Source organism: Streptomyces sp. NPDC007896, from assembly GCF_042959425.1.
Lineage (GTDB): Bacteria > Actinomycetota > Actinomycetes > Streptomycetales > Streptomycetaceae > Streptomyces.
Window position 1 is genome coordinate 235,112 of sequence record NZ_JBIBKX010000012.1, and the last position, 23,478, is coordinate 258,589.

General features: G+C 70.5%; 21 protein-coding genes and 1 pseudogene. 13 read left to right on the forward strand and 9 right to left on the reverse strand.

From position 1 onward, the window contains the following. Nucleotides 1–40: 40 nt before the first annotated feature. From uraD to ACFZDJ_RS34335, 5 genes are all read left to right on the forward strand, one after another. On the forward strand, nt 41–556 hold the full coding sequence (gene uraD, locus ACFZDJ_RS34315) for a 2-oxo-4-hydroxy-4-carboxy-5-ureidoimidazoline decarboxylase (protein ID WP_391064715.1): 516 nt from the start codon (nt 41–43) through the stop codon (nt 554–556). Next, nucleotides 553–951, forward strand: a complete 399-nt coding sequence (uraH, locus tag ACFZDJ_RS34320; protein WP_384916056.1) for a hydroxyisourate hydrolase — start codon at nt 553–555, stop codon at nt 949–951. Before uraD ends, uraH begins: the two co-directional genes overlap by 4 nt. A gap of 5 nt (nt 952–956) precedes the next feature. Then, a complete protein-coding gene (pucL, locus tag ACFZDJ_RS34325; RefSeq protein WP_390934406.1) occupies nt 957–1,913 on the forward strand; it encodes a factor-independent urate hydroxylase in 957 nt (318 codons plus the stop codon). Between the two features lie 132 nt (nt 1,914–2,045). Then, nucleotides 2,046–3,434, forward strand: a complete 1,389-nt coding sequence (locus ACFZDJ_RS34330; RefSeq protein ID WP_360276323.1) for an 8-oxoguanine deaminase — start codon at nt 2,046–2,048, stop codon at nt 3,432–3,434. Between the two features lie 267 nt (nt 3,435–3,701). Beyond that, on the forward strand, nt 3,702–5,099 hold the full coding sequence (locus ACFZDJ_RS34335; RefSeq protein ID WP_168512569.1) for a nucleobase:cation symporter-2 family protein: 1,398 nt from the start codon (nt 3,702–3,704) through the stop codon (nt 5,097–5,099). Between the two features lie 116 nt (nt 5,100–5,215). On the opposite strand, the gene ACFZDJ_RS34340 is transcribed toward ACFZDJ_RS34335, so the two are convergent. Together ACFZDJ_RS34340 and ACFZDJ_RS34345 are read right to left on the reverse strand one after the other, a co-directional pair. After that, entirely contained in the window at nt 5,216–6,043 is an 828-nt protein-coding gene (locus ACFZDJ_RS34340) for a chitosanase (RefSeq protein ID WP_384916068.1), read from the reverse strand. Nucleotides 6,044–6,200: 157 nt separating this feature from the next. Further along, nucleotides 6,201–7,607, reverse strand: coding sequence for an MFS transporter (locus tag ACFZDJ_RS34345; RefSeq protein ID WP_391064922.1), 1,407 nt, complete (start codon nt 7,605–7,607; stop codon nt 6,201–6,203). A 205-nt stretch (nt 7,608–7,812) separates the two neighbouring features. Between ACFZDJ_RS34345 and ACFZDJ_RS34350 the strand changes: the two genes are divergently transcribed. After that, a complete protein-coding gene (locus ACFZDJ_RS34350; protein WP_384916071.1) occupies nt 7,813–8,214 on the forward strand; it encodes a winged helix-turn-helix transcriptional regulator in 402 nt (133 codons plus the stop codon). Nucleotides 8,215–8,235: 21 nt separating this feature from the next. Here ACFZDJ_RS34350 and ACFZDJ_RS34355 read toward each other — a convergent pair. The 4 genes and pseudogenes from ACFZDJ_RS34355 to ACFZDJ_RS34370 all read right to left on the reverse strand — a co-directional run. Next, nucleotides 8,236–8,370: pseudogene (locus tag ACFZDJ_RS34355) on the reverse strand (thioesterase); the annotation flags it as partial. A 139-nt stretch (nt 8,371–8,509) separates the two neighbouring features. Further along, a complete protein-coding gene (locus ACFZDJ_RS34360; protein ID WP_391064720.1) occupies nt 8,510–9,139 on the reverse strand; it encodes a hypothetical protein in 630 nt (209 codons plus the stop codon). A 72-nt stretch (nt 9,140–9,211) separates the two neighbouring features. Beyond that, nucleotides 9,212–9,811, reverse strand: coding sequence for a histidine phosphatase family protein (locus ACFZDJ_RS34365; protein WP_391064723.1), 600 nt, complete (start codon nt 9,809–9,811; stop codon nt 9,212–9,214). A gap of 90 nt (nt 9,812–9,901) precedes the next feature. Continuing rightward, nucleotides 9,902–11,110, reverse strand: coding sequence for a pyridoxal phosphate-dependent aminotransferase (locus ACFZDJ_RS34370; RefSeq protein ID WP_101401694.1), 1,209 nt, complete (start codon nt 11,108–11,110; stop codon nt 9,902–9,904). A gap of 85 nt (nt 11,111–11,195) precedes the next feature. Between ACFZDJ_RS34370 and ACFZDJ_RS34375 the strand changes: the two genes are divergently transcribed. Further along, a complete protein-coding gene (locus ACFZDJ_RS34375) occupies nt 11,196–11,831 on the forward strand; it encodes a winged helix-turn-helix transcriptional regulator (protein ID WP_390934402.1) in 636 nt (211 codons plus the stop codon). A gap of 104 nt (nt 11,832–11,935) precedes the next feature. Further along, nucleotides 11,936–12,322 carry a hypothetical protein gene (locus ACFZDJ_RS34380; protein ID WP_391064725.1) on the forward strand — a complete coding sequence of 129 codons (387 nt, stop codon included), beginning with the start codon at nt 11,936–11,938 and terminating at the stop codon, nt 12,320–12,322. A gap of 135 nt (nt 12,323–12,457) precedes the next feature. Here the strand turns inward: ACFZDJ_RS34380 and ACFZDJ_RS34385 are convergent, their stop codons facing one another. From ACFZDJ_RS34385 to ACFZDJ_RS34395, 3 genes are read right to left on the reverse strand one after another with little or no spacing between them, the layout of a single operon-like run. After that, nucleotides 12,458–13,273 carry a hypothetical protein gene (locus tag ACFZDJ_RS34385; protein ID WP_391064728.1) on the reverse strand — a complete coding sequence of 272 codons (816 nt, stop codon included), beginning with the start codon at nt 13,271–13,273 and terminating at the stop codon, nt 12,458–12,460. After that, nucleotides 13,273–14,538, reverse strand: a complete 1,266-nt coding sequence (locus tag ACFZDJ_RS34390) for a VWA domain-containing protein (RefSeq protein WP_391064731.1) — start codon at nt 14,536–14,538, stop codon at nt 13,273–13,275. Before ACFZDJ_RS34390 ends, ACFZDJ_RS34385 begins: the two co-directional genes overlap by 1 nt. A 49-nt stretch (nt 14,539–14,587) precedes the next feature. Beyond that, on the reverse strand, nt 14,588–16,084 hold the full coding sequence (locus ACFZDJ_RS34395; RefSeq protein ID WP_390934398.1) for an IucA/IucC family protein: 1,497 nt from the start codon (nt 16,082–16,084) through the stop codon (nt 14,588–14,590). A gap of 104 nt (nt 16,085–16,188) precedes the next feature. On the opposite strand from ACFZDJ_RS34395, the gene ACFZDJ_RS34400 reads away from it, so the two are divergent. The 5 genes from ACFZDJ_RS34400 to ACFZDJ_RS34420 all read left to right on the forward strand — a co-directional run bounded on the left by ACFZDJ_RS34400 (nt 16,189) and on the right by ACFZDJ_RS34420 (nt 23,474). Continuing rightward, nucleotides 16,189–17,712: an IucA/IucC family protein gene (locus tag ACFZDJ_RS34400; RefSeq protein ID WP_391064734.1), complete on the forward strand. Its 1,524-nt coding sequence runs from the start codon at nt 16,189–16,191 to the stop codon at nt 17,710–17,712. A 398-nt stretch (nt 17,713–18,110) separates the two neighbouring features. Continuing rightward, nucleotides 18,111–19,886 carry a protein kinase gene (locus ACFZDJ_RS34405; protein ID WP_391064737.1) on the forward strand — a complete coding sequence of 592 codons (1,776 nt, stop codon included), beginning with the start codon at nt 18,111–18,113 and terminating at the stop codon, nt 19,884–19,886. A 270-nt stretch (nt 19,887–20,156) separates the two neighbouring features. Next, nucleotides 20,157–22,097 (forward strand): FHA domain-containing protein, encoded by a 1,941-nt coding sequence (locus ACFZDJ_RS34410; protein WP_391064740.1) that lies wholly within the window; start codon nt 20,157–20,159, stop codon nt 22,095–22,097. Nucleotides 22,098–22,287: 190 nt separating this feature from the next. Then, the gene (locus ACFZDJ_RS34415; protein ID WP_390934395.1) at nt 22,288–23,202 is read left to right on the forward strand and encodes a HipA family kinase; all 915 of its coding nucleotides are present in this window, start codon (nt 22,288–22,290) and stop codon (nt 23,200–23,202) included. Continuing rightward, a complete protein-coding gene (locus ACFZDJ_RS34420; RefSeq protein ID WP_390934394.1) occupies nt 23,199–23,474 on the forward strand; it encodes a SelT/SelW/SelH family protein in 276 nt (91 codons plus the stop codon). The genes ACFZDJ_RS34415 and ACFZDJ_RS34420 overlap by 4 nt, the downstream gene beginning before the upstream one ends. Nucleotides 23,475–23,478: the final 4 nt, after the last annotated feature.

Below are 23,478 nucleotides of genomic sequence, written 5' to 3' on the forward strand. Positions count from 1 at the left end.
TAGCCGCAGCCCGTCCAGCACAAGGCCACGGAGGCTTCCCGTGACTTCGAGTACGACACCCGGCGGCCTCGCCCGGTTCAATGCCCTGGAGGAGCACGCGGCCCAAGCCGCCCTCCATGAGGCGTGCGCCTCGACGGCCTGGGTGCGCGCCCTGCTCGCCCGCCGCCCGTACACCACCCCCGACGACCTCTTCGCCGCGAGCGACGCCGCCATGGCCGAGCTGACCGCCGAGGACCTGGCGGAGGCGATGGCGGGGCACCCGCCGATCGGGCGGCCGAAGCCCGGGGACCCCACCTCCTCCCGGGAGCAGCGCGGCATGGCCGGCGCCACCGCGGAGCTCAAGGAGGAGATGCTCGAACTGAACCTGGCGTACCAGGAGAGGTTCGGCCATGTCTTCCTGATCTGCGCCACCGGCCGGACCGGCGAGCAGATGCGCGACGCGGTCAAGGAACGGATCGGCAACTCGCCCGAGCGGGAGCGCGAGATCGTCCGCTCCGAACTGGGCAAGATCAACCGCATCCGGCTGGCCCGTCTCGTGGAGGAGGAGAACGCATGAGCACCGACACCACCGCATCCGTGTCCACACACATCCTGGACACCAGCGTCGGACGCCCCGCCGAGGGTGTCGCCGTCCGGCTCGCGGCCCGCGTCGGCCGTACGGCGGACTGGCGGGAGCTCGGCGGCTCCGCGACCGACGCGGACGGGCGGTGCAAGGACCTCCCGGCGCTGCCGGAGGGGACGACCCACGTACGGCTCGACTTCGAGGTCGAGGCGTACTTCGAGAAGAAGCAAGCCGATGCGCAGCAGGACGCCCCCGCGAATCGGGACAGCGGTGCGAGCGGAGTGTTCTTCCCCGAGGTGACGATCACCTTCGCCGTCAGGCCGGGCGAGCACTACCACGTACCGCTGCTGCTCAACCCGTTCGGCTACTCCGTTTACCGAGGGAGCTAGCAGAAATGACTGACAATTCCCGCCGCGGCCGCCCTGTGATGCTGGGACAGAACCAGTACGGCAAGGCCGAGAACCGCGTCGTGAAGATCACCCGCGACGGCGCGACACACCACATCAAGGACCTGAACGTGTCCGTGGCGCTGAGCGGCGACATGGAAGAGGTCCACTACTCGGGCTCCAACGCCAACGTCCTGCCGACGGACACCACCAAGAACACGGTGTACGCCTTCGCCAAGGAGTACGGCATCGAGTCCGCCGAACAGTTCGGCATCCACCTGGCCCGGCACTTCGTGACCTCGCAGGAGCCGATCAAGACGGCGCGCATCCGCATCGAGGAATACGCCTGGGAGCGCATCGAGACCTCCGACGCCAACTCCAGGTTCATCGGCGCCGACGACGTCAAGCACTCCTTCGTACGCAAGGGTCAGGAGACCCGGGTCACCCAGATCACCTATGACGGCTCGTCGTGGGAGGTCATCTCGGGGCTGAAGGACCTCGTCGTGATGAACTCGACGAACTCCGAGTTCTGGGGCTACGTCAAGGACAAGTACACGACGCTCCCCGAGGCGTACGACCGCATCCTGGCCACCCAGGTCTCCGGCCGCTGGCGCTTCAACTGGACCGGCGACGAGCAGAAGATGCCCAACTGGGAGAAGTCCTACGACCAGGTCAGGAAGCACATGCTCCAGGCCTTCGCGGAGACCTACTCCCTGTCGCTGCAGCAGACCCTGTACCAGATGGGCTCGCGGATCATCGAGAACCGCAGCGAGATCGACGAGGTCCGCTTCTCGCTCCCCAACAAGCACCACTTCCTCGTCGACCTGGAGCCGTTCGGGCTCGAGAACGATACCGCCGAGGGGGCTGTGTACTTCGCGGCCGACCGGCCCTACGGACTGATCGAGGCCACCATCCTGCGCGACGGCTGCGAGCCGCACATCCCGGTGGACCTCACCAACCTCTGAGCCCACTTCTGCACCAACCTCCGAGGCCTTGGCGAAGGCCCCTCCCTCGGCACCCGTGGCATCGACAGCCGCGGCACTCAAACCTCCTAGGGTCCTGCCGTGCCCACCCCTCGAAACGAAGAAGGACGCACCATGGCAGCATCGGCAGAAGACCGGCGCATCGTCATCGAGAACTGTGCGATCGCGACGGTGGACGCGGGCGACACCGAGTACGCGTCGGGCCATGTCGTCGTCGCGGACAACCGCATCGAGTCGCTCGGCGCGGGCAGGGCCCCGGAGGGCCTGGAGAACGTCGTACGCCGTATCGACGCCACGGGCCACCTCGTGACCCCCGGCCTGGTCAACACCCACCACCACTTCTACCAGTGGATCACCCGAGGCCTGGCCACCGACCACAACCTCTTCAACTGGCTCGTCGCGCTCTACCCGACCTGGGCGCGCATCGACGAGCGGATGGTCTCCGCCGCCGCGCAGGGCTCCCTCGCCATGATGGCCCGCGGCGGCGTCACCACCGCCATGGACCACCACTACGTCTTCCCGCAGGGCTCCGGCGACCTGTCCGGCGCCATCATCCGGGCCGCCCGCGAGATGGGCGTCCGCTTCACCCTCGCCCGCGGCTCCATGGACCGCAGCGAGAAGGACGGCGGGCTGCCGCCGGACTTCGCCGTCGAGACCCTCGAAGGCGCCCTCGCCGCCACCGAGGCGACCGTCGACGAGCACCACGACCCCTCCTTCGGCGCCATGACCCAGGTGGCCGTCGCGCCCTGCTCGCCCTTCTCCGTCTCCACCGAACTCATGCGTCAGGGCGCCGAGCTGGCCCGCCGCAAGGGCGTACGACTGCACACGCACGGCTCGGAGACCGTGGAGGAGGAGCAGTTCTGCAAGGAACTGTTCGGCATGGGCCCGACCGAGTACTTCGAGTCCACCGGCTGGCTCGGCGAGGACGTGTGGATGGCGCACTGCGTCCACATGAACGACTCCGACATCGCCGCCTTCGCCCGTACGAAGACCGGTGTCGCCCACTGTCCCTCGTCCAACGCCCGTCTCGCGGCCGGCATCGCCCGCGTCCCCGACATGCTCGCGGCCGGCGTCCCGGTCGGCCTCGGCGTCGACGGCACCGCCTCCAACGAGTCCGGCGAACTCCACACCGAACTGCGCAACGCCCTCCTCATCAACCGCCTCGGTGCCCATCGGGAAGCCGCCCTGAACGCCCGTCAGGCACTGCGCCTGGGCACCTACGGCGGCGCCCAGGTCCTGGGCAGGGCGGCGGAGATCGGCTCCCTGGAGCCGGGCAAGCTCGCCGACCTCGTGCTGTGGAAGCTGGACACCCTCGCGCACGCCTCGATCGCCGACCCGGTGACCGCGCTGGTCTTCGGCGCGGCGGCCCCGGTCACGCTCTCGCTCGTGGGCGGCGAGCCGGTGGTGGAGAACGGCCGGCTGCTGCACGTCGACGAGGACGCCATCGCCCGCGCCACGCGGGAGGAGGCGCAGCGCCTCGCGCGGATCGCCGCGGAGGCCTGATCGCCGTACGCAATCTCCTTGGGCCGTAAGGCACTTGGACCCGTCCGGCACTTGATCTCCGGCCGAGGGGGACGGCCCTCGGCCGGTAGCCGTGGACCCGAGCGGGGTCCATGGTGGCCGTCTCCGGGGCGCGCATGGACATGCGCGCCCCGGAACGGTCCCTCTCGCCCTTTTTGAGGCGTTCCGTCCCACCGGTCCCGCACGACCGCGCACCACCTCCTGAAACCCACGTCAGAGCCGACGTGTTACCCGCCCGGAGGAGCCGCCGTGACCGCCCACCCCGTCGACGAGAAACTGCCCGCACTCAAGATGGCCACCACGGGTCTGCAACACGTGGCCGCCATGTACGCCGGAGTCGTCGCCCCACCCCTGATCGTCGGCGCCGCCGTCGGTCTGTCCCCCACCGAGCTGACCTTCCTCACCGGCGCCTGCCTGTTCACCGCGGGCCTCGCCACCTTCCTCCAGACCCTCGGCTTCTGGAAGATCGGAGCGCGGCTGCCGTTCGTCAACGGCGTCACCTTCGCGGGCGTCGCCCCCATGACCGCCGTCGTCGCCTCCACCAAGGACAAGTCTGATGCCCTGCCGGTCATCTTCGGCGCGGTGATGGTCGCCGGCGTCCTGGGCTTCGTGGCGGCGCCCTTCTTCAGCAAGGCCGTCCGCTTCTTCCCGCCCGTCGTCACCGGCACCGTCATCACCCTCATAGGTGTCTCGCTGCTGCCGGTCGCCTTCGGCTGGGCGCAGGGACCCGATCCCGCGGCGCACGACTACGGTTCGCCGACCTACCTGGGCCTCGCGGCGGCCACGCTCGTGCTCGTGCTGCTGCTGCGCCGCTTCACCCGCGGTTTCGTCAAGCAGATCGCCGTGCTGCTCGGCCTGGTCATCGGCACGCTCGTGGCGATCCCGTTCGGTGTCACGGACTTCGGTCCGGTGACCGAAGCGGACGTGGTCGGCTTCCCGACGCCGTTCCACTTCGGTGCCCCGCAGTTCCAGCTCGCCGCGATCCTCTCGCTGTGTGTGGTCATGGTGGTCTCGATGACCGAATCGACCGCGGACATGCTGGCGTTGGGCGAGATCGTCGAGCGTCCCGCCGACGAGCGGACCATCGCGGCGGGCCTGCGCGCGGACACCCTCGGCTCGGCCCTCAGCCCGCTCTTCAACGGCTTCATGTGCAGCGCCTTCGCTCAGAACATCGGGCTGGTCGCGATGACGCGGATCCGCAGCCGGTACGTCGTCGCCACCGGCGGCGGTTTCCTGGTGCTGATGGGCCTGTGCCCGATGGCCGCGTCGCTGATCGCCGTCGTACCGCGCCCGGTCCTCGGCGGGGCAGGCGTCGTCCTGTTCGGCTCGGTCGCGGCCAGCGGCATCCAGACCCTGGTCAGGGCCGGCCTGGACAAGGACAACAACGTCCTGATCGTCGCCGTGTCGCTGGCCGTCGGGATCATCCCGATCACCGCGCCGGACTTCTACCACGCGTTTCCCCAGACCGCGCGGATCGTCCTGGACTCGGGGATCTCCACGGGGTGCGTGGCGGCCGTCGTGCTCAACCTCGTCTTCAACCACCTGGGCCGAAACCGGGACGACGACGAGGTCACGGCCCCGATGGAGCCGGGCGAGGAGATCGTGGACCGGCGCACCGGTCCCGGCCCCGCGGCGGTGGGCGCGTAGGCCCTGTCGTCAAATTCCCGTCTGCCCCGGAATTTGACGACAGGACCTAGCGGTCCGGGTCAGGATCCGCGTCCCAGGGGCCGGGTGATCCGCACCCCGGGGGCCGGGTCTCGGTCTCAGCCGATGTGGTAGCTGTCCCCGTACACCTTCCAGTTCAGTGGCGGATCGAGATTCAGGTTCCGCTTCTGCAGGAACACCCGCTGTTCGGTGTCGACCCGGGTCGTGTCGGAGTGGGCCTCCTCCTGCTTCATCGCCCAGACGCGCGCGTCGAGGAAGGCGTTCAGATACGTCACCTCGTCGCCGCCCTGGGCCGGCGGCTTGGCCTTGGCCAGGGCACGCCTGCGGATGTTGCTGAAGCTGGTGCTGTCGCCGCCGTCGCCGTGCATCACGATGGCGTCGTAGTAGGTGAACTGGCCGAGGACACCGATGCCGTCGGTCTTGCCCTGGGCGACGGCGGGGTTGAAGTAGACCCGGTCCCGCTCGTCGTTCTGGGCCTGCTGGAACGCGGTGTCCTGGGCGGCCTTGCGCCAGTCGGCGGGGAAGCCGGGGTCCAGGCCCTGGTGCGAGTCGCTGCCGTTCACCTCGCGCAGGGCGGGCAGGTACTTGGCGAGGACGTTGCCCGGCTTGCGCTGGGTGTACAGCTCGACCAGGTCCAGCATGTCGCCGGTGCCCGAACAGAAGCCGATGATGCCGGCCGTGTAGCCGCGCCCGTCACCGATGTCCTCGATGTACTTGTACTGCGCCTTCCAGTCCAGCGAGGAGTTCTCCGCGCTGGAGACCAGCTTCATCGCGATCTCCTTCTTCGCCGGGTCGTCCAGACCGCCGGCCGCGGCGGCCTGGGACCGGGTCGCGAGGAGGGGGCCTGCCACCAGCGAGGCTCCGATCAGGGTGAGCAGTGTGCGCCGTGAGGTGTGGAGCTGGGGACCTATGTGGGGGGTGTGCACGGTACCTCCGATGAGGGGAGTGTTGCGTCCACGTACTGTTAGGAAAGTTTCCTACCAGAGATTGCGGACGGCGTACACCCGCGCAACGAGACCGAGTTGGCGTTCCCTCCACAGCTGCCGGGTGCCCCTGGGGCAGGGTCTCAGCCGGCAGTCCTGGTCAGGACCGGTTACGAGGGGAAAGGCGCGTCATCAAGGGCTCGGGCCGGGCGGTGGAGATGTACGGGACGTGTCCCCGTCCCGGTCGCAGGATCGCCGCCGCCAGGACCAGGGCCGCCAGCGCGATCCCCGTGGCCACCGTGAACGCAAGCCGGTAACCGTCCGCCATGGCCGCCACGGCCCCCTCGCCCCCGCCGGTCAGACGCTCCGTACGACTCGCCGCCAGCGTGGTCAGCGCGGCCAGCCCCAGCGAACCACCCACCACCTGCGTGGTGTTGAAGAGCCCGGAGGCCAGTCCCGCGTCCTCCTCCCGGGCGCCCGTCATGGCGAGCCCCGTCACCGCGGGCATCGCGGCCGCGAAACCGGCGGCGAGCAGCAGCATCGCCGGCAGCACGTCGGCGACGTACGCGCCGTCGGCCGGGGCCCGGCTCAGCAGGGCCATGCCCCCGGTGATGAGGACGAGCCCGGCGAGCAGCACCCGGTACGGTCCGAACCGGGCGATCGTCCGCGCGGACAGGGTCAGCATCAGCACCCCGATCGCGATCGGCGCCGGGAGGAACGCGGTGCCGGTGGCCAACTCGCTGTATCCGAGTACGCGTTGGAGGTAGAGAGCGCCGATGTACTGGAAGCCGAACATCCCCGCGATCATCAGGATCTGCACCCCGTTGGCGCCGCTCAGGGCGCGGGAGCGGAAGAGCCGCAGCCGCAGCAGCGGACGGGCGGCCCGCGCCTGACGCAGGACGAAGCCGACGTAGAGACCGAGCGTGACCACGGCCAGGGTGAGCGTGGTCCCCGGATTCCGGTCGCCGGCGCCCACGATCGTGTACACCGTCAGCATCAGCGCGCCCGTGACCAGCGCCGCCCCGGGGTAGTCGGCGCCCTTGCCGAGCCCGACTCCCTGGTCCGGGGCGAGGACCCGGAGGGCGGCGAGCCACGCGACCACTCCGATCGGCAGGTTGATCAGAAAGATCCAGTGCCAGCCGACCGTCTGGGTCAGCGCCCCGCCGAGGAACGTGCCGAGTGCCCCGCCCGCCGCGCCGACCGCACTGAACACCGCGATGGCGCGAGCCTGTTCGCGCGGTTCGGGGAAGAGCGCGACCAGCATGCCGAGGACGACGGCCGAGGTCATCGCCCCGCCGACACCCTGCAGGGCGCGGGCCGCGACCATGAGGCCCCGGCCGGTGGCGACCCCGCACAGTACGGACGCCGCCGTGAACAGCACGAGCCCGGCGGCGAACATCCGCCTGCGCCCCACGAGGTCACCGAGCCGGCCCATGAGCAGCAACAGCCCGCCGAACGGGATCAGATACGCGTTCACCACCCAGGCGAGCCCCGGCCCCGAGAACCCCAGATCACCCTGGATCGCGGGCATCGCGACGGTGACGATGTTCCCGTCCAGGATCGTCATCAGGGTGCCCGCGCACAGGACGACGAGAGAGGCCCAGCGGGAGTAGGTTCGGGGTACCGGCGGCTCGGACGGTGACTCGGTCCGGAACGGCATGGCGACGACCTCCATGTATGCGACCGCGTATGCGACGCGTTTCCATAGGTGCACGACTTGTAACGGGGTACATCGTGAGTGACCATGGAGATCGGTATAAGGAGGCACCTCAATGTCCCAAGGGAACACCGGTGTTACCCCGCAGGTCGTGCACGCGCAGGCGTGCCCGGTCCGCGAGGTTCTTGACAGGGTCGCCGGGAAATGGAGCGTGCAGATCATCGTGGCCGCAGCGCACGGCCCGATCCGCTTCACCGAACTGGAGCGCAGCATCGAGGGCATCAGCCGCCGCATGCTGACCCTCACGCTGCGCAATCTGGAGCGCGACGGACTCCTCACCCGGACCGTCCACCCGACGGTCCCGCCCAAGGTCGAGTACGAACTCACGCCGGTGGCCGCCGAGTTGCACACCACTCTGCTGTCCCTGACGGACTGGGCGGAGCGGCACCGGGTCACGATCGCCGAGTCGCGCGCCGCCTACGACGCTCAGCACAGCCCGGAGCTGCTGGACGCGTAGACCGCACCACGCGGGGTGGGCTCAGAGGCCGAAGACGCCCGGATCGGCGGCCAGCGCGCGGAAGTACACGCGGGGGTCCGCGACGAGCCTGCGCTCCTTGAGGTCCAGCAGCCCACCCACCGCGGTGAACTCGGCGGCCACCGTGCCGTCCGCCTTCCCTGGACGTCGGTCTCGTACCCGCGGACGGTCACGGGCACGGAAAACGGCTCAGCCACAGCATTCCCTTCTTCGACCGTGCGTACGACGGCCGGAACGGACGCCACTCTGCTGAGGGGTGGAACGGGGTCGAGGGGCCTCATGCCCGTCGGGGTGAGGCAAGCACATACCGCGCTCCCGTACGCGGCTCCGTGTGCTCGCCGACCTGCCAGCCGGCCTTCTCCAGCGTGGTCGCGCAGGCCCGCAGCGCCTCGACGTCCGGCTCGCGCACGGCGACGGCCTCCGGCTGCGGAGTCGCCCGCACCCGGTAGCCGGGGCCTTCCCCCGCCGCGGGGTCGTGCCCGGCGGCCTCCAGGGCGAGCGCGGCGGCCTGCACCAGATGCGTACGCTCCCACCCGCACGGACGGTCCATCGCCGCGTCCCGATTGGTCATTCGCCGCAGCTCCAGCAGCCCCTGCCAGGCACTGTGCACCTCACGTGTGCGGGAGGGGCCGCCAACGACGTTCTCCTCGCCGCCGATCCGCGCGGTGAACACGCCCGAGTCGGAGATGGCGGCGCGAGGCTCAGGGGCCGCCGTCGGCTCGGGCGTCTCGCGTATCCGGTGCCCGGCGGGCGTCAGAAAGTGGGCGTGCGGCGGCCGCGGATGCCGGAAGGCGAGCCCCCGCTTCACCAGCGCGGCGAGCTGCGCGTCCGTCCCCTTCAGCCGCCCGGTCACCGGGTCCGCCGCATCGATGACACGCCGCTGCGCGACGGTCGGCGGTCGTGTCATGACGGCACCCCTTTCCGCGGCCGAAGGGCGACGCCCCCGATGGGCCGACCCCATTCCCGGCCCACTCGAAGACTACGACGGGGGTCTGACATTCCAGCCGGCGACGACATGCCGCCGATGCTCGGTGCTGAGCCGGCTCACCGTCCCGGTGGCGAGCTGGAACAACGCGCCGTCCGAGGCCCGCAGCCCCAGCCGCCGCGCGGTCAGCACCCGCAGAAAGTGCCCGTGGGAGAAGAGGACGACACTGCCCTCCGCCTCGGCGAGTGCCGCGTCGACCTTGGCGAGCATCCGCTCCGCCCGCGCCCCGACCTGCTCCAGGCTCTCCCCGGGGTGGTCCGGCGGCCCCGGCGCGACGCCGTCGTCGAACAGGAACCAGTCGGGCCGGGTCCGGTGGATCTCCACGGTGGTGACCCCTTCGTACCCGCCGTAGTCCCACTCGCACAGGTCCGCGTCCACTCGCGCCCCCTCGACCCCGGCCAGCCGCGCCGTCTCCCGCGCCCGCTGCATCGGGCTCACGAACGCCGCCGCGATGTGGTGCGAGGCGACCAGCGGGGCCAGCCGCTTGGCCTGCTCGCGGCCGTTCTCCGTCAGCGGGATGTCGGTCGATCCGGTGTGCCGCCCGGACAAGGACCACTCGGTCTCGCCGTGCCGCACGAGGAGCAGGTCACCCATGGCCGACACCCTTCTGCGGTCCTGTCACTCCCTCCGTACGGTGTCATCGCCCCCGGAGGTCCGCAGGTCGGAGTGCGCCATACGGCGCCCCTACTGCCGATACCCGCCCAGGAACCGGCCGATCCGGCTGATCGCCGCGTCGAGGTCGTCGGCGTGCGGGAGGGTGAGGATGCGGAAGTGGTCGGGGCGGGGCCAGTTGAAGCCGGTGCCCTGGACGACCTGGATCTTCTCGCGGAGGAGGAGGTCCAGGACGAACTTCTCGTCGTCGTGGATCTTGTGTACCTCGGGGTCGATGCGCGGGAAGGCGTACAGCGCGCCCTTGGGCTTGACGCAGGAGACGCCCGGGATCTCGTTGAGCTTCTCCCAGACCCGGTTGCGCTGTTCGTGGAGGCGGCCGCCGGGCGCGGTCAGTTCGTGGATGGACTGGCGGCCGCCGAGCGCGGCCTGGATGGCGTACTGGGCGGGCGCGTTGGCGCACAGCCGCATGGAGGCCAGCATGGTCAGGCCCTCCAGGTAGTTGCGGGCGTGCTGCCTGGGGCCCGTCACCACCAGCCAGCCCGAGCGGAAGCCCGCCACCCGGTATGTCTTGGACAGGCCGCAGAAGGTGAGGACCACCAGGTCGGGGGCGAGCGCCGCGGCCGAGTGGTGGACGGCGTCGTCGTAGAGGATCTGGTCGTAGATCTCGTCCGCGAAGACCATCAGGCCGTGCCGGCGGGCGAGGTCGAGGATGCCCTCGATGATCTCCTGGGGGTAGACCGCACCGGTCGGGTTGTTGGGGTTGATGATGACCACCGCGCGGGTGCGGTCGGTGATCTTCGACTCCATGTCGGCCAGGTCCGGGTACCAGTCCGACTGTTCGTCGCAGAGGTAGTGGACCGCCTTGCCGCCCGCGAGGGTCGTGACGGCCGTCCAGAGCGGGAAGTCCGGGGCGGGGATGAGGACTTCGTCGCCGTCCTCCACCAGCGCCTGGACCGCCATGGAGACCAGTTCGGAGACGCCGTTGCCGAGGAAGACGTCGTCCACGCCGACCTCCAGACCCCGTTCCTGGTAGCGCTGGGCGACCGCGCGGCGGGCGGAGAGGATGCCGCGTGAGTCGGTGTAGCCGTGCGCCTGCGGCAGCATCCGGATCATGTCCTGGAGGATCTCCTCCGGCGCCTCGAATCCGAAGGCCGCGGGGTTTCCGGTGTTGAGGCGCAGCACGCTGTGGCCTGCCGCCTCCAGTGCGTCGGCCTGCTCGATCACCGGGCCGCGGATCTCGTAACAGACCTCGCTGAGCTTGCTCGACTGCCGGAACTCCATGCGCTGTGCCCTCCGGTTCGTGGTGTTGCTTGGTTTTACCAAGTGAGTGCTTGGAAAGTCCAACAACATGTCTAGACTGCGTCGCATGTCACCTCGCCGAAGCTACGACCAGTACTGTTCCGCGGCCCGCGCGCTCGACGCCGTCGGTGACCGCTGGACCCTCCTGATCGTCCGCGAGCTGCTCGGCGGCCCGCGCCGCTACACCGATCTGCACGCGGATCTGCCGGGCGTGAGCACGGACGTCCTCGCCTCCCGGCTCAAGGACATGGAGCGCGACGGACTGACGACCCGACGCCGACTGCCGCCGCCGGGCGCCGCGTACGTCTACGAACTCACCGGCCGGGGGCGTGAGTTGCTGCCCGTGCTGCAGGCGCTCGGGGAGTGGGGTGCGCCCTCGCTGGGCGAGCGCGGAGCCACGGACGCCGTACGGGCGCACTGGTTCGCGCTGCCGCTGCTGCGGGGCCTGGCGGGGGAGGGCGCTGCGGGACTGGTCGAAGTCCGCCTGGAGGAGGGTGAGTTCCATGTGTGGCTGGGCGCCGAGGAGGGGCCCGTGTACGGGGACGGGCCCGCCCCGGAGGAGCCGGACGTCCGGCTCGGCCTCGACACCGGAACCTGCACGGATGTGAGCCGCGGGACCTCGACCGTGCTGGACGCGGTGCGCGACGGACGTATCGAGGTCACCGGGGAGAGCACCCTCGCCAAGGTGCTGCGCGGGGACTGACGCCGCTACGGGGCCCCGTAGTCGTCCCGTGCCGCTCGCGCCAGACACTTCCAGCGCATTCGAAAACATTGCGGGTGGCGGGGCGGCGACCTCAGGGTGGCCGCATGGGTATCAAGAAGTCCCTGGCGGTGCTGTTCAGCGCCGCGGCGCTCGCGGTCGGCCTCGGCACCACTGCCGCGCCCTCCGCGTCCGCTGCGAGCGGTTGCTGGTACAGCGGGAGCCACTGGTGGTGCGACAACCGCTCCGGCGCCCCGGTCTACGGCTACAAGGACCTGGCCCGGTTCTACCCGGACTCCAGCCGCGTCGTCGGCCACATGTACTCCAACCCGAGCTGGTTCCAGTGCCGTTACGACGGCGCCAACCCGGACGAGTACGTGGGCGGCCCGCATCCCTACCGCTGGGAGTGGACCGAGGCCGACAACGGGGAGTACGGCTGGATGAAGGACACCGCCATCGGCAGCGAGACCAACACGCTTCCGGCCTGCTGGTAACGCACCACGCACAACGCCCCAGCACCTCACCGGACCGGAACCCGGGCGGGGGAGAGGTCCGCCGTGCCGAGGGGGCACGGCGGGCCTTCGCCGTCACGGAGCCGTCACGGAGCCGCCACGGACGCCTACGTGTGGCTAGGCGCCAGGCGGCACCCGGGAAGGCCGCCCGGACCCCCGGGTCAGCGCGTACCCGCCGATGCCCGCGAGCGCCGCGAGGATGCCGCCGATCGCGGTCCACACCCAGCGGTCGGACCACCAGCCGGAGGCCCAGCCGTCGTCGGGCTCGATGGACGACAGCGCGGCCGTCGACGAACCCGAGCCGGAGTCGGACTTCTCGGCGCTCGTCGCGATGCCCGGCACCAGCGGCTTCGCCAGCGAACCGTCCACCGCCGCCGACCCGCCGATGTCCTTGGAGTCGACCTTGACCTCGGCCCCGATCGGCAGACCCAGGTCGGAGGCCTGGAGCCCGGTGACGGTCAGCCGGACGTAGTACGTGCCCGGCAGCGGGTCGTTGGCCCAGGTCTCCGACCAGGAACGGACCGTGCGCAGGGTGCAGGCCAGTTCCACGGTGGCCGCGTCCTGTGCCGCCGTCCGTGTCTGTGCCCCGTACTGGCAGGCCTGGCGGCGTCGCAGCCCGTCGTAGACGTCGAGCTGCCAGGTCTGGCCGGCGTGCCGCGTGGAGGCCTCCGGGAGCTTCACCGTCGCCTTCACGGTGGGCCGCTGCCCGGCGTCCGCGGGGAACGACCAGTACAGGTAGTCGCCCGTGGACCCGCTGGCGGTGGCCTGCTGGCCCTGCTTGATCTCGGTCGCCGTACGGAACGACGTGCCGGCCTGGGTCGGCGCGGCGCTGTCGCCCGAGGGGCTCGCGGAGGGCGAGGAGTCGGCCGCGGCGGGCGCCGCGGCGATCCCGAGCAGCAGCAGGGCGGTGCCCAACACTCTTCTGACACGCATCAGTTGGTCCTCCAGACCGCGATCCGCAGGCGCGAGATCCAGCCCCACAGCACACCCGCGAGGAAGCCGGTGAGCACGAGGGCGCCGAGCAGCCACCAGCCGCGGCCGAGGCCGAAGGAGGCCACGTCGCTCGCCTGGTCCGGCCCGTCCACGACGTCGACCGTCAGCTCCACCGGCATGCCCGGCGCGGCCTTCACGCCGCTCGCCGCCGAGAAGGAGTTGGACACCTGAAGACACACGGTCTCGGCGGGGGCGTTCTCGTCGTCGCTCTCGGCCTTGGGATAGCGCAGACCGGTGGAGATGGCGTCGGTACGGCCGTTGCCCGCCGCCTCGCCGCGCACGATCTCACGTCCGTGCACGGTGACCGCGCGCAGCAACACCCCGTAGTCCGGGTTGACCTCTCGGTCGGCCGCGACGCTCACCGAGGCGCGCAGCTCCTGGCCCGGCTTGACGTCCACGCGGTAGTAGCGGTGCTGCCCGAACTCCTCGCGGTCCGTGTACAGCCCGGACTTCAGCGCCGGGGCACTCGTGCAGGCGGCGGCGCCCTCCACGGCGACCGGCGTCACCACCGGGTCGGCGGCGCGCTTCACCAACTGACCGACGCGGTCGGTGAGTTCTTCCTTGTGCTGGACCGAGGTGTACGTGCCGCCGGTCGCGTCCGCGATGCAGCTGAGCTGGTCGCGGGTCTTGGCGTCGGGCACGAGCCCGAGGGTGTCGATGGTGAGCCCGATGCCCTTGGCGGCGATCTCGCGGGCCACCTCGCAGGGGTCGAGCGGCTGGCAGGTGTCCTCGCCGTCGCTGATCAGCACGATCCGCCGGGTGCCGTTGCCGCCGTCGAGGTCGTCGGCCGCCTTGAGCAGCGCGGGACCGATCGGCGTCCAGCCGGTGGGCGTGAGGGTCGCGACGGCGGTCTTCGCCTCCGTGCGGTCCAGCGTGCCCACCGGGTACAGCTGGGCGGTGTCCTTGCAGCCCGTCTTGCGGTCGTTGCCGCGGTAGTTGGCGCCGAGGGTCCGTATGCCGAGCTGGACCTCCTCGGGTGTCGCGTCGAGCACCTCGTTGAACGCCTGCTTCGCCGCGGACATGCGCGACCCGCCGTCGATGTCGCGCGCCCGCATCGAACCGCTGACGTCCAGCACGAGTTCGACCTTGGGAGCGGCCTGCTCCGCCGTTTCGTCGGCGACCGCTCCGGTCGGGAAGGCGATCCCGGCCGTCAGGGCGGCGAGCAGGGCGCAGACTCCTGCCGCCAGCCGTTGTCTTGTGATCATCGCAGGATCCTATGGAGCAAAGGTGCCGGGCTTCAAAACGATCTACGAACTATTGGGTGGCGAACGGGTTGGGAAGTTGAGCCCAACTGTCCCCGGGCGTCTCGGGAGAAAGCCGCATCAAGGTCAACGCCTTGGTCGGCAACGGCTCTTCGAGCAGCGCCGTCAGGTCCGGGGTGCGCGGCAGATCCCGTACGACCGTCTCCAGGGTCTCCCGCAGCACCGCCGAGGATCCCGCGGTCGCCCCCAGCGTGCCGCCGATCAGCGAGCCGAACATCTTGCGGCGCAGGGTGGTCACGTCGTCCGTGACGATCCGTCCGGACAGCGCCGGCGCCGGGATGCCATGCCGGGCCAGCCGGGCCGGGCTCACGCGGATGTCGGCCAGATCGCGGTAGACGAGCCGGACCGGGGCGCCGGTGGCGGACAGTACGACCAGGAGGTTCTGGCCGTGCGCCTCCAGGGCCACCCCCAGGTCGAGCAGCCGCAGACAGACGGCGAGCGCGAGGCGGCTGAAGTCGGCCAGCCAGGCGGCCGACCGGGACAGCTCGGTGGTCGCGAGGGCGGCCACCGGCAGGACGCGCTCGCCCGGTTGCGCGTACACGTCCGGGGACTCGCGCAGCACCGCCGCGAGGTCGGGGGAGTGGGCCGTGACGGCGCCCAGGGTGCGGGTGACGTGCAGCAGGCCGTCCGTGCGGGCCGCCATGTCCTCCGCGAACGCCGACACCGTCGCCGACGTCTCGATCGAGTAGACCGAGATGTCCCGCACGGAGGAGGTCAGCCGGGCGCTCAGCGCGGTCTTGATGTGCGGCCCGTCAGGGAGGGCGAGGGTGCGCAGCGACATCAACGGGTGCGCGGGGACGACCTCCTGGGGCGCGGTACGCAGGACATGCGCCGTCTGCCAGGGGTGGACCGGGATCAGGAAACGGTCCTCGTCCCGCAGCCACTTGGGCCACTCGCCCCGGACCAGACAGTCGTCGACGGCCACCAGGCCCAGTTCCACCACCGGCCGGTGCTCCGGCCCGTACGCGAGCTGCTCGGCCACGGAGAAGCCGGGACGCGAACGGCAGTTGGGGTGGTACGGGTGTCCGTCGACCACCCGCTGCTCCCACTCCCAGCCGGTCGCGGGCTCCCGGCCGGCGGCGGCCTGGTCGGCGCGCGAGAGGGCCAACGAGGCGACACTGTGGTCGAGTTCGGCCGCGAAGGCGGCGGAGTGGGGGACGGCGAGGGCCGTCATGAGCCGCGCCGGACGGTCGTACACCGTGTCGTCCAGCCGGACCTCGGTGACGTACGCGGCGGTCGCGTACGGATCCGGGCGCGGGCCGTACAGCCTCCGGCCGTCGGCGAGGTGGAGCGTGAGCCCGTCGGCCCCCGGCTCGCGGCGCGCGATCCACGGCATGGGCTCATACGCCAGCGCACGCCACAGACGGCTCAGCACGGCCGCCCGGGCGCCGGGGAGCCCGGCCGCGTACGGCGCCGAGAGGGCGGGGTGTACGGCGCTCAGCTCGTCGGCGAGCGCTGCCTCGGCGTCGGGCGTGGGGGGACGGTGCACGGTCGGGCTCCTTGGGTACGGGGACTGTGCGTCGCGGTCGCCCGCGCCGACAGACATACTGATCACCAGTGCACCGTATGGAACGAATGGATCGCGTGGATTCCATGCCCCCCAGGTACCGCAGGGACGAGATAGAAGAGGCCGCCGACGCGTACGCCGCCGCGCCGCTGCTCAATTGTCTGCTGCGAGAGGTGGGGGAGCCCGCCGCGGACCCCGGCCGGGTCGCCGAGGGCTCCGGTGTGTTCCGGCTCCGCTCCAGTGGGCGGCTGCTGCGGGTGCGGGGGACGCGCAGGCCCGTGGCGCCCGAGGTGTACGCCGTCGGGGCCTGGCACCGGCTCACCCACGCCGAACTGGTCAAACTCACCACCGAGGAACTGCGCGGATTCACCGGTCTGTCCAACCCCGAGCTGCCCGCCGAGATGATCGACAGCCGGGACACGGTGGCCGCGCTGCTCACCGCCCGCCTGCACGCGACGCCGCCCGCGGAGCCGTACATCCGCTCCGAGCAGTCCCTGATCACCGGGCACCCGTACCACCCCGCGCCCAAGGCCCGCGGCGGTGGCCCCGTCACCGGCTGGCTGCCCTACGCGCCCGAGGCGTACGCCCGCTTCCCGCTGGAGCTGCTCGGCGTGCGGGAGGACGCGGTCGTCGAGGAGGGCGACACCTCGGCGCTGGACGGCTTCGGGCCGGCTCCGGAGGGTTACCGGCTGCTACCGGCCCACCCCTGGCAGCTCGACCTGGTCGGCGCCCGCCCGGAGATCCGGGAGGCCTTCGCGGACGGCCGGCTGATCCGCCTGGGCCGCACCGGGCGCCCGCTGTGGCCGACGGCCGCCATCCGCACGCTCTACGCCCCCGAGGACGACGTCTTCGTCAAGTTCAGCCTCGACGTGCGCATCACCAACGACATCCGCCGGTTGTGGCGCCACGACCTGCTGAAACTGCGCCGCACCGACGAGGCGACAGCCGCCGCGTTCGCGACCACCGGCGCGGGCGCCGCCTGGCTGAGCGACCGCGGCTACCGCACCGCCGACTTCGCCTTCGAAGAACTCGCGGTCCTCGTCCGCGACGGGCTGCGCGAGCACGTCCTCCCCGGCGCGACCCCGCTGCTCGCCGCCGCCCTGATCGAGCGCTTCGAGGGCAGTCCCCTCGACGGTCTCACCGACCCGTCCTCCTGGTGGACGGCGTATCTGCGCCAGGTCGTACCGCCGGCGCTTGCGGCCTTCGCGCTGCACGGCGTCGTCATCGAGGCACACCTCCAGAACACGGTGGTGGCCGTGGACGCCGACGGCATCCCCGTGCAGGCGCTGTTCCGGGACGCGGAGGGCGTGAAGCTGCTCACGGACGTGGACCGGGCCGCCGGATGGGAGCGGCTGGTCTACTGCCTGATCGTCAACAACGTGTCGGAACTCGCCGCCCTGCTCGCGGAGGACCACCCGGGCTGGGACCCGTGGCCCGCCGTACGGACCGAGCTGGCCCGGCACGGCCTGCCCGGTATCGCGCACGAGATCGCGGAGCTGCTCGCCGCCCCCACGCTCCCCGGCAAGACGAATCTGCTGCTCCGCTGGACGGGCGCGGACGGCGCGGACGCCCGCTACCTCCCGCTGCCGAATCCGCTGGCGCGCGCCTAGGGCCAGGTTCCCCCTCGGCTGGGTACATGTCCTGGTGGCGGGGGCAGTGACCAGCTCAACTCCCGTGCCGCGCAACGGATCTGGGGCAGACCCCACCCACCACCTACGGGGTCGCCGCCGTCGGCACGCCGACAAGGCGAGACGAACAACGGGGGGACGGCAGATGAACGTGATGACGGAGCGATCCGACCCGGGCGGAGCCGCGCACACGTCGGCATCCGCGTCCGGCGAACGACGGTACGATCACCGTCGGATTAGCCCGTTGGGTCGCCGCGGGTTCCTCCGCCGTGGGGGCACTCCGTCCGTGCCCTGCTTTCCGGGCAGGCCAGGTGCATGGTCCAAGTGCGATGTCCGCGCTCTGACGAGCAGCTTGCGTAGGGAAAGGGAGAATCGCTCCGATGGCCAATGAGGACGCCGTGTCCGAAGAGTCGGGCAGCGAGCGTGTGATCGCCGGCCGCTACAGTCTGCTGTCGCCCCTCGGCGCGGGCGGCATGGGCACCGTGTGGCGCGCCTACGACAAGGTGTTGCAGCGCGAGGTTGCCATCAAGGAGGTCCGGGCGCCTGCCGGACTGGCGGCGCCCGACATCGAGCGGATGTACACGCGGCTGGAGCGTGAGGCGTGGGCCGCGGCCCGGGTGGCGCACCGGAACGTGGTGACCGTCTACGACGTGGCCATGGAGGAGGGCCGCCCGTGGATCGTCATGGAGTTGGTCCGCGGTCAGTCGCTGGCCGACCTGCTCAAGGCCGAGGGCCGGCTCTCCCCGCAGCGTGCCGCGTTCATCGGCCTCGAGGTGCTCGCCGCGCTCCAGGCCGCCCACGAGACCGGTGTGCTGCACCGCGACGTGAAACCGGCCAACGTGCTGATGGCCAAGGACGGCCGGGTGGTGCTCACCGATTTCGGCATCGCCATGATCGAGGGCGATTCCGCGCTCACCATGACCGGCGAAGTCGTCGGATCGCCCGAATTCCTGGCTCCGGAGCGGGCGCTGGGCCGGCGGTCCGGGCCCGCGTCGGACCTGTGGTCGCTCGGCGTGCTGCTGTACGCGGCCGTCGAGGCACGCTCCCCCTTCCGCCAGAACACCCCGCTCAGCACCCTGCGGGCCATCGTGGACGCGGAGTTGCCGCAGGTCCGCCGGGCCGGTGCCCTCACTCCGGTCATCGAGGGGCTGCTGCGCAAGGATCCGGACGAACGTCTCACTGCCGAGCAGGCGGAACAGGACCTGCGGATCATCTGCCAGGGTGGCGTCCCCGACGCGGGAATCGTGCAGCCGCCTGCTGACTCCCCGACCGTTTCGGTGCAGCCCACGACACGCACGTCTCCCGCGGATCCTGGGGAACTGCCCACGGTCACGCATTCCCTGGCGCAGCCCACGGTCGCGGACCCTGCGGTGCAGGCGACGGTGGCGGACCCTGCGGTGCAGGCGACGGTGGCGGACCCTTCGGTGCAGGCGACGGTCGCGGATCCTTCGGCGCAGCCCACGGTCACGTATTCCCTGGCGCAGGCGGGGGACGCGGATCCTTCGACGCAGCCCGCGGTCGCGGCTCCCGCGGTGCCGGATCCGCGCGCCGCGGGAACACCCGCCTCCTCCGTCCCCCCGGTTGACGCGCGGCGCAGCCGGCGCAGCATCGCGCTCGTCGCCGCGGGCGTGTCCCTGTGCGTGCTGGCGCTGGCCGGGGTGGGCTATGCGCTCATGAACGACGGAAACGGAAGCGGAGATCGGCAGAGCGCCGGCAAGGCCACCACAGGCGCGGGTTCGGCCTCGAAGAACGCCGAGAACGCCACCGCCTCGAGCACACAGGGCGACGACCAAGGCGGCTCCGCCACCCTGGGGGTGCGGGTGACGGTGACGGGTTCGCACACGACGTACTCGGGACAGTGCCCGCCGCCGAGTGAGCAGGCGCCCACCTTTACGGCGACGTTCTCGGTGGACCGGCTCCCGGCCCAGTTCTCCTACCGGTGGGTGTCCAAGGACGGCTCGGTGACCGATCCGCACTGGAGGACGCTGGTGTTCTCGGATGACGGAGGGCTCAGCAAACAGGACACGGTGAGCCTGAGCACGTGGGCGGAGGCCGGAAAGCTCGAGAGCGAAATCGGCGTGGAGCTCAAGGCACCCTTGCACGGCAAGTCCAACATGGTGCCCCTGTCGCTGACTTGCGAGGCCGGAACGGGCTGAGGCATGCCGTCCGGGCACCGACCGACGGCTCGGACCGCGTTGCGGACCGGGGCGGACCTCGGTCCCGGCCGTCCCGTGCCCGGAGTTCTGCCGCAGCGCGGCGAGGTGTCCGGATCGCGGCCCCGCAACGAGGCGCGGAACGAATTTGTCGCAAGAATCGAACTAAACCAGGTCACGTTCACGTTTGAGTGAAGGCTCCGGTCTCGTGTCGGGTCAGCCGCGTCACGCGGCCTCTCTTTCGCAGTTGGATGTCGTTCATAAGGAGTATGAGTGCCATCGGTCATCTTGGGGCAAACGGGCCCCTTCACTGGTCAAAGCGTGGTCCTGAGCGCTGCTCCACTGACCTTCGGTCGCAAGAGTGACAACGACGTCGTGATCGTCAGCGTCAACGCCTCCCGTCTGCACGCCGAAATCATCGAGGAGGACGCCGGCTTCGTGGTCTACGACCGCAACAGCCGCAACGGCACCTTCGTCAACGACCAGCGCATCACACGGCACGTACTGCGCTCCGGCGACCGCATCCGAATCGGTGAGGAGACCTTCCTCTTCGAGTCGCAGGACGCCATGGAGACGGTGATGGATCTCTCCCACCTGGACGCACCCCGGGTGAGTGCCTCCGCGGACCCCGGCATCCTCAGGGTCACCGTCACCGGCGGTGGCCCGGTGGGCCTCGCCTTCGCGCTGACGCTGGAGAACATGCTGCGCGGGCGGGTCTCGATCACGGTCTACGAAGGGCGGTGGATCAAGAACGGCTCCACCGTTGTCTGGAAGGACGAGACCCAGGGAAACGTCCGTCGCCAGCAGGTCGTGACCATCCAGAGCCGGCAGTACCTCGCTCTGCCTGAGGAGATACGGTCGGCGCTGTTCGAGGACGCGGGCGACTATTCGGAGATGTGGCCCGTCGGACCGGACTCCGTCGACGGTCTGCCTCCCCGCAACATCCGGATCGCCTACGTCGAGGACCGCCTGCTGGAACTGGCGAACAAGAACGCCGCGATCCGACTGGTGGCGGAGCGGTTCGACTCGTCGGAGCATCAGAGTCGGCTCTCGCAGGAACACGTCCTGGCGATCTGCGAAGGCGGACGATCCCGCACGCGGGAGCACTACGCCGACCGCTTCGGCGCGGCCGACGCCTCGATCTACTCCCTCGACGGCGACCATCTGCAGGACGTGGTGCTGGGACTCCGGGTGAAGTCCCCGCTCTCGGACCAGATGAGCGTCCTGCTGACCGTCTCTCAGAACAGGTTTCTGCTCAACTCGCTGCGCGGCGAAGGCTTCTTGAACATGCGGCTCACCCGCGAGGAGGCCCGAAACGTGATCGGCATCGACCCGGTCCGTCAGGTCTTCGAGGAGTGCATCGCCGCTCGCCCCTGCGTCATGAGCCGCGAAGAGGACCACGAGTTCCGCTGTCCCACGCACGGAACCCTCTTCCTGCCCGCCCTGCTGCGCAGTTCGCCCTTGTGGAGGCGGATCCGGGAAGGACTGAAGCTGTTCGGCGTGCCCGAGAACGACCTCACCGCGATCACGTCGTTCCGACTGGACATGGTGCAGCGCCCGCGATTCACGGCGCAGCTGAGGCGCCCGACCTCGACGGGCCCCGGCACGTACGGCTTCCTGCTGGGCGACGCGGCCAACGCCATCCATTTCTGGCCGGGTCGCGGTCTCAACAGCGGTCTCGCCTCCGCCACTTCGCTCGCTCGCTCCCTCAGCCGCACCTGGCAGGGCAAGCCGCTGCGCGACGCCGACTTCATCCGGCACGAGGCGGCCATGTCCATGCTTCAGTACCGGCACAAGAGCCGGGCCTGGAACGCCATGGTCACCACCGACGAGCAGGGCGTCACCCGCGCCATCAAGGACATCATCGCCCGCAGCATGGAACCGGAACCCGGCGACGGCTCCGAACCCGAACACGCGTCCCTCGACGCCCTGCTGGAGCGCATGAGCGCGATACGCGAGCGCCTCGCACCCCGTCTCCCCGGTATGCCCACTGACGAGGAACTGCGCGACCACCTCCTGACGCTGGACCCGGCCACGCTCCGCACCCTCCAGGAAAGCGGTGCGTGGGACACCCTCATCGTCGGCGGGGAGGAAGCCGACATCGATCTCTTCTACCAATCGGACTCCCCCGTCTACGTCCCTCGCCCCATTGATCCCCGCATCGGCCCTCCGGCCCTCGTGCCGCAGGATTCCGTGCCCTCCAACCCGGTCTGAGGCCGGGCGGGACATCGCGCGGCGAGGAGAACACGGCTCCTCTTCCTCCCGAAGAAGAGGAGCCGTGTTCTTCGAAGTCGTACAGGGCATGATCATGATGGAGGCGAGCGGCGCACGTCGATTACCTTGGTTGCGTATGTCCGAGGTTGGTCATGGATTGTAAGGTCAGGAAAATGTACGGCCTGAGAAAATGCTGAACGAGGTCACTGCAACCCGCTATATCGCACCCCTGCGGTCCGGAGGGTCCGTGCCCGGAGTCGTCGAGGCCGACGACCTCGGGACGTATGTCGTGAAGTTCACGGCCTCCGCCCAGGGCCGCAAGGCACTGGTCGCCGAGGTGATCGTCGGTGAGCTGGCGCGCGCCCTCGGGCTGCGCTTCCCCGAGCTGGTCCTCGTCCACTTCGACCCGGCCGTCGCCGAGCACGAGCCGCACCAGGAGGTCCAGGACCTGCTGCGCGCCAGCGCCGGCCTCAACCTCGGCATGGACTATCTGCCGGGCGCGAAGGACTTCACCCCGGAGATCGCCAAGACGTTCCCCGTCGACCCGCTGGAGGCGGGCAAGGTCATCTGGCTGGACGCCCTCACGGTCAACGTGGACCGCACGATGCACAGCTCGAACCTGATGGTCTGGCCGACCTTCGGCATCGCGCCCCCTCGGCTGTGGCTGATCGACCACGGCGCCGCCCTCGTCTTCCACCACCGCTGGGACGCCTCGGCCCCGGAGAAGGCGTACGACTTCCGCAGCCACGCCCTCGGCGGTTACGCCCCGGACACCCGCGCCGCCGACGCGGAACTGGCGCCCAAGGTGACGGAGGAGCTGCTGCGCGAGGTCACCGCCGAGGTGCCGGACGCCTGGCTCGCGGAAGAACCCGGTTTCGCGACCCCGGACGAGGCGCGCGAGGCCTACGTCCGCTATCTCCTCGCCCGCGTGAAGGCCTCCGCGGACTGGCTCCCCACGGACTTCCCGAGCCGCGAACAGCTCGCCGCCGAGGACGCGGACCGCGCGGCGAAAACCCAGCAGGGCCGCCCGAACTGGCTCAAGCGGGTCCCCGACCTGCACGGCAAGCCGACGGCTGAACAGGATTGGTCGGTGCACCTCGGATGACAGACGTCCAGCAAGTCCAGATCGAATACTGCACCCAGTGCCGCTGGCTGCCCCGCGCGGCCTGGCTGGCCCAGGAGCTGCTCACCACCTTCGAGACGGAACTCACCGAGCTGTCCCTGAAGCCCGGCACCGGCGGCGTGTTCGTCGTCCGCGTGAACGACGAGGTGGTCTGGGACCGGCGTGAGCAGGGTTTCCCGGAACCGACGGCCGTGAAGAAGCTCGTACGCGACCGAGTGGCCCCGGGAAGGTCCCTGGGCCACTCGGACAAGTGAGCCG

Bases quoted from the DNA above. Each gene is read 5' to 3' on its own strand.
- uraH (WP_384916056.1), top strand. From the start codon at position 553: ATGAGCACCGACACCACCGCATCCGTGTCCACACACATCCTGGACACC.
- ACFZDJ_RS34330 (WP_360276323.1), top strand. From the start codon at position 2,046: ATGGCAGCATCGGCAGAAGACCGGCGCATCGTCATCGAGAACTGTGCG.
- ACFZDJ_RS34400 (WP_391064734.1), top strand. From the start codon at position 16,189: ATGCCCCCCAGGTACCGCAGGGACGAGATAGAAGAGGCCGCCGACGCG.
- ACFZDJ_RS34405 (WP_391064737.1), top strand. From the start codon at position 18,111: ATGGCCAATGAGGACGCCGTGTCCGAAGAGTCGGGCAGCGAGCGTGTG.
- ACFZDJ_RS34350 (WP_384916071.1), top strand. From the start codon at position 7,813: ATGTCCCAAGGGAACACCGGTGTTACCCCGCAGGTCGTGCACGCGCAG.
- ACFZDJ_RS34390 (WP_391064731.1), bottom strand. From the start codon at position 14,538: ATGATCACAAGACAACGGCTGGCGGCAGGAGTCTGCGCCCTGCTCGCC.
- ACFZDJ_RS34415 (WP_390934395.1), top strand. From the start codon at position 22,288: ATGCTGAACGAGGTCACTGCAACCCGCTATATCGCACCCCTGCGGTCC.
- ACFZDJ_RS34375 (WP_390934402.1), top strand. From the start codon at position 11,196: ATGTCACCTCGCCGAAGCTACGACCAGTACTGTTCCGCGGCCCGCGCG.
- ACFZDJ_RS34370 (WP_101401694.1), bottom strand. From the start codon at position 11,110: ATGGAGTTCCGGCAGTCGAGCAAGCTCAGCGAGGTCTGTTACGAGATC.
- ACFZDJ_RS34365 (WP_391064723.1), bottom strand. From the start codon at position 9,811: ATGGGTGACCTGCTCCTCGTGCGGCACGGCGAGACCGAGTGGTCCTTG.
- ACFZDJ_RS34385 (WP_391064728.1), bottom strand. From the start codon at position 13,273: ATGCGTGTCAGAAGAGTGTTGGGCACCGCCCTGCTGCTGCTCGGGATC.
- ACFZDJ_RS34420 (WP_390934394.1), top strand. From the start codon at position 23,199: ATGACAGACGTCCAGCAAGTCCAGATCGAATACTGCACCCAGTGCCGC.
- pucL (WP_390934406.1), top strand. From the start codon at position 957: ATGACTGACAATTCCCGCCGCGGCCGCCCTGTGATGCTGGGACAGAAC.
- ACFZDJ_RS34345 (WP_391064922.1), bottom strand. From the start codon at position 7,607: ATGACGATCCTGGACGGGAACATCGTCACCGTCGCGATGCCCGCGATC.
- ACFZDJ_RS34360 (WP_391064720.1), bottom strand. From the start codon at position 9,139: ATGACACGACCGCCGACCGTCGCGCAGCGGCGTGTCATCGATGCGGCG.
- ACFZDJ_RS34380 (WP_391064725.1), top strand. From the start codon at position 11,936: ATGGGTATCAAGAAGTCCCTGGCGGTGCTGTTCAGCGCCGCGGCGCTC.